4 protein-coding genes and 2 rRNA genes are annotated in these 4,563 nt (G+C 51.5%); all 6 read right to left on the bottom strand.

Features of this window, described 5'->3' with window-relative positions:
* Window positions 1-270: 270 nt before the first annotated feature.
* On the bottom strand, window positions 271-1,065 hold the full coding sequence (locus BUB44_RS06150) for an acyl-CoA dehydratase activase (RefSeq protein ID WP_242655876.1): 795 nt from the start codon (window positions 1,063-1,065) through the stop codon (window positions 271-273).
* Between the two features lie 14 nt (window positions 1,066-1,079).
* A complete protein-coding gene (locus BUB44_RS06145) occupies window positions 1,080-2,351 on the bottom strand; it encodes a double-cubane-cluster-containing anaerobic reductase (protein ID WP_073164241.1) in 1,272 nt (423 codons plus the stop codon).
* A gap of 120 nt (window positions 2,352-2,471) precedes the next feature.
* Window positions 2,472-3,431 (bottom strand): glycosyl hydrolase family 18 protein, encoded by a 960-nt coding sequence (locus BUB44_RS06140; RefSeq protein ID WP_073164384.1) that lies wholly within the window; start codon window positions 3,429-3,431, stop codon window positions 2,472-2,474.
* Window positions 3,432-3,541: 110 nt separating this feature from the next.
* On the bottom strand, window positions 3,542-4,108 hold the full coding sequence (locus BUB44_RS06135) for an HD domain-containing protein (RefSeq protein ID WP_083543125.1): 567 nt from the start codon (window positions 4,106-4,108) through the stop codon (window positions 3,542-3,544).
* A gap of 148 nt (window positions 4,109-4,256) precedes the next feature.
* Window positions 4,257-4,372: ribosomal RNA gene (gene rrf, locus BUB44_RS06130) — 5S ribosomal RNA — on the bottom strand.
* A gap of 49 nt (window positions 4,373-4,421) precedes the next feature.
* Window positions 4,422-4,563 (bottom strand): 23S ribosomal RNA (locus BUB44_RS06125); the annotation flags it as partial.

Here is a 4,563-nt window from a genome sequence, read left to right as displayed (position 1 = left end):
GCGTAATGTGTGGTAAATACGGTTACCAAATGCGCAAATTTCTCTGCTTTTGATGTATTCTCCAGAAAAAAGCGCCGTTAACACGGCACTTGGAAGTGGTTCTTTTTTAAGAAAAATTCAACTACCAATCTAACAATGGCAGGCTTTCGGCTTCAGTCGTGATTACCATTTAACAACTCACCAGTTGACCTATACCCCGGAAAATCCATGAGGATAAACAACCAGATTTTTGCCCATCCCGTACGGTTTAAAAAATAAAGCCCCGGGAAATTATCCCGAGGCTTTACCTTTAACCTCCATCCCCGCTCCGTACAGGGCTGCGCCCAGGGCACCAACCAGCTGGGGGCTGGTGGGTACCAGCAAATCCGGAAGGCCAGCACGCCGGGCGAAGTAAGCGGGCAGGCCGGGAATGGCCGCCACTCCACCGGTAAAAACCACCGGAGGCACAATACCCATACGCGAAAGCATATTTTGAGCGCGATCGCATATGGAATTGAGTACGGCCCGGGCCACAACTCCCACGGGGTGGCCTTCCGCCAGCAACGAAACCACTTCTGATTCGGCAAAAACGGTACACATGCTGTTTAAGATAACCTTTTCTTCACTTTGAGCAGCGGCAGCTACCATTTCCTCCAGTGACAGGCCCAGGCTCTGGGCCATAACCTCAAGGAACTTACCCGTTCCGGCAGCACAGCGATCATTCATAATAAAATCCACAACCCGGCCACGTTCATTCAGGCGGATTACCTTACTGTCCTGGCCACCGATGTCGAGTACGGTGCGGCAGGAAGGAAAGAGATAACTGGCACCCAGAGCGTGGGCCTTGATTTCGGTAATCAAATCGGTGGCAAAATCCGCCCGGGCACCGTGGCGACCGTAACCCGTGGCCACTATATGCCGGTATTGCGACAGGTCCCCGGCTATTTCCCGGGCGCGCTCCAGGGGGCGGGGCCCGCTATCAAATACCCGCCCTGATATCATCCCACCGCTCTCATTTAATACAACCACTCCGATGGTTCGAGAACCAATGTCAATGCCCAGAACCGCCATATTAAGACCGCTCATCCTTTCCCGCACTTCTAACGCAACATTTCCAGGAAGGCTTCCACCCGTGTACGCAGCTGGCCGGCGTCCTCCTCACTGTAGTCGGTTTCCACTTTCATCACAGGAATACCCCGTGCTTTCAGAGCCTTCTCTACGGCATAGTACTCAACCGCGTAACCGTGACAGAACTGCAGGTTATAGTAAATAACGCCATCGGCCCGGTACTCTTCCACCAGACGTAAAATATCATCAATACGCCCCGGGTTGGGAGTAAAGCAGGAACAGTTTATCTTAAGGTAACGTTCCGCCAGGGCCTGCAGCTGTTCTTCCAGGGTCTGCCTGGATTCATCCACCTGATGTTCGAAGAAGCGGGTTCCGGTACAGGTTTCCTCACAAACAACCACAGCACCGGCCGTTTCGATAATATGGTGCAGTTTCCAGTTAGGAATGGCCATCGGGGTACCGGTTACAAGAATACGCGGAGCCCCGGAGGGGAATACCCCACGGCCGGAGGCAATGCGCTCTTCCGCTTCTGCGGCCACAGCTTCCGTTTTTTCAATGAAACGGGAGGGATCATCGTAAAAACTGACCTGGGTAACCAGCAGGACATCTTTCCCGCTTACAGGTACCGGATCGGCCTTGCGGGCCCGGTACAGGCGCTCCAGCGCCCGGCGCAACCGGTTCTGGAGGCGGATTTCTTCTGCCAGCCTCTCTGGTGTAACCCGGCAACCGGTTAATTCTTCCATCCTGGCCAGAAATAGTTCTATCTCCTTGCGCCAGGCAGCCAGATCCTGCGGCCGTTTCATCTGAGGCAGGTCCATTACATAAACGGGGGCAAATTCACCCAGAACTTCCCAGGCCTTCTTCTTCCCATCGCAGGTTGTCTCGCCGATTAAAAGATCACACGATTGGAAATAAGGACAGGTCCCGCTCAGGCGGGCACCCAGGGAAGCTTTAATCAGGGGGCAGAGGTTCCGCGGCAATACCTTTTCCCCATCGGGAATCCAGAACTGAGAACCGCCACACAGGCCCACAGCAATAGCCCCGGCAGCACGAACAATCTCCACGGGCACAAATACACAAAAGGCCCCGCAAACCTTACCTCCACGCCGGCGGTGTTCTACCAGCTCGGCAATCCTCAAGCTATGAATCTCGGCAACCACCAGGTCAAAGTATTCCATGGCCTGCGGGCGATCTTTTTGTTGCAGGTAAACCTCTTCGTAGACCAGTGGTAAAGCACTGGTCAGCCGGTCATGTTTCTCCAGATCCATCCCCAGGTCAGACCACATCTTACGATAATCAGTCATAAAAAAAGACCTCCCTGTATGAGGTGTAATCGGAGGTCTTACATTCTTGATCAAGCCACAAAAATCCTTTATTTCTTTAATTTAATTATTTTATTATTCATTGTCTCGTAATAACTATAATTAATTAATTTGCAGGGGGCCAAGGAAAGCCCAGATCCGGGAATCTTCAAGGCCCAGGCGCCAGACACCAATCCCCGGTACATTCTCCCGCCGCACGACAGCCATTTTGGCGGCAAAGCTGCGGACATCCTCAAACCATACAATGTGGGTTATACCATTTACCTGGTAGGTATAGGTCCACTCCTGGGCTGCTTCGTCATAACGGGGAGTTACACCGTATTCCCTGGCCCGTTCTACAGCCTGCCGGTAGGACAGTGTTTCCGGAAAATTCACTCCTTCCATCCAGTCATAACCATAGACGGGAATGCCAAGGCGAATTTTAAAGCGCGGGATTACGGACAGGGCATAATTTAAAACCTGCTGTACAAAACCTATAGAAGCTATCGGCCCCGGCATAGCAAAATGCTCATCATAAGCCAGAAGGTATACCTGGTCGCTTACCGCACCCAGTTCCGGGTAGCTGAACGCCCCGGAAAACGGATGGCGGGGATTATCCTCCAGTTCAGCGGGAACGGAAATCGTGATCAAAAACCCTTCCGGCTTTAAAACCTGATAAAGTTCGGTCATAAACCTGGTCAGGTACGGCCGGTCTTCAGGGGGTACAAACTCAAAATCAATGTTTACCCCGGCATACCCGGTACGGCGCAGCATGTTTAAAATACTGTTAATTAACGTTTGACGTAGATTATTATCGGTCAACAGGGCATGGACAAGGGTACTGTACGCCGGGCTGGAATAATTATGCACGATGGCCAGGACGGGGAGGTTTAATTCTCGAATAAGCCCCAGTGACCGGGGGTCGGATTGCTCGTTAAGCTCTCCCTGCCAGGTTACCCCGTACCAGAATGGAATCAGATAGTCAATGAGCCTTCCATACTGCTGCAGGGATTGAAAACCCAGGGGATCGGTAACATAATACCAGTTATTTTCAAGAGGTTGGTAAAAACGAAAGGAGTCCACCCCAACACCCTCCGGTTCATGTTTTTTACCCTCTAAAAACAATGTTATGGGAATATATACCCGTCGGTGACGGGATTTAAAATTTCCCTGCAGCCAGATTACCGGAACCATTATGAAAAAAGCCTGTGCCATTGAAAAAACCGCATTACCTGGCCGGAGCCATGATGAGAAAGTTCCCGCTCGATCTCAGCCACTGTTTTTTCCCGGTCAATGGCATCCCTGTTTTTGGAGAAAAACTTATCGGCATAGCAAATAATTTTTTCCTCAAGTGTAACCGGCACCATATCTCTGGGCGGCAGGGGGAGACAATGTTCTATAATTTCCTCTTTCGTAATTCCTGCACCCACGTGCCGCTCGCAAACAAGGGCATGCAAAGGCAGACCCTCATTTTCTAAAAGTTCACGCCCGAGGTAGCCGTGGCAGACGTATGGCTTTTCACCCCGGCAGCCAATCTGAGGTAGATAGGTCAAAAAAATACCTATATCGTGGAGCATAGCGGCTTCAACAAGAAACTTGCGATCGGGATGAAGATGGCTAACTTTATCCGCCACTTTCAGTGCCTTACGGGCTACCGCCTTACTGTGTTCCACCAGTAAATGATAAAGTTCAGTTTCCGGGTGGTAATATTTCCGAAGTATTTTCAGTGGTGGGGCCATCAACGCTTCCAGCATGTCCATCATAATCCATCCAATCTTAAATTTTGCTCCGGGTTACAACCACATGGATATTATATAACAAAAAAGCCGGCGCTTGTGGCCGGCAGTTTATAGACCTGCAGGATAAAATTATTACCCCCGGCTGATGAACCGGGGGTTAAGAAAAGTTTTCCGGCAGCGACCTACTCTCCCGGGGGTAGGCCCCCAAGTACCATCGGCCCTGGAGGGCTTAACTTCCGTGTTCGGGATGGGAACGGGTGTTTCCCCTCCGGTATAGCCACCGGAAAACCTGTATATTCCCTCAAAACTTCACAGTGAGAACCCGCAGGTATATGAGGTCAAGGCCTCGACCTATTAGTACCGGTCCGCTCAACCGGTTACCCGGCTTACACGCCCGGCCTATCTACCTGGTAGTCTTCCAGGGGTCTTACCCCGGCACCCGGTGAGCGCCGGGTGGGAAACCTTATCTTGAGGAG

This window comes from Desulfofundulus australicus DSM 11792 (assembly GCF_900129285.1).
Lineage (GTDB): Bacteria > Bacillota > Desulfotomaculia > Desulfotomaculales > Desulfovirgulaceae > Desulfofundulus > Desulfofundulus australicus.
This window is presented reverse-complemented; position numbering and strand designations above follow the sequence as displayed.

Bases quoted from the DNA above. Each gene is read 5' to 3' on its own strand.
- BUB44_RS06150 (WP_242655876.1), bottom strand. From the start codon at position 1,065: ATGAGCGGTCTTAATATGGCGGTTCTGGGCATTGACATTGGTTCTCGA.
- BUB44_RS06145 (WP_073164241.1), bottom strand. From the start codon at position 2,351: ATGACTGATTATCGTAAGATGTGGTCTGACCTGGGGATGGATCTGGAG.
- BUB44_RS06135 (WP_083543125.1), bottom strand. From the start codon at position 4,108: ATGGACATGCTGGAAGCGTTGATGGCCCCACCACTGAAAATACTTCGG.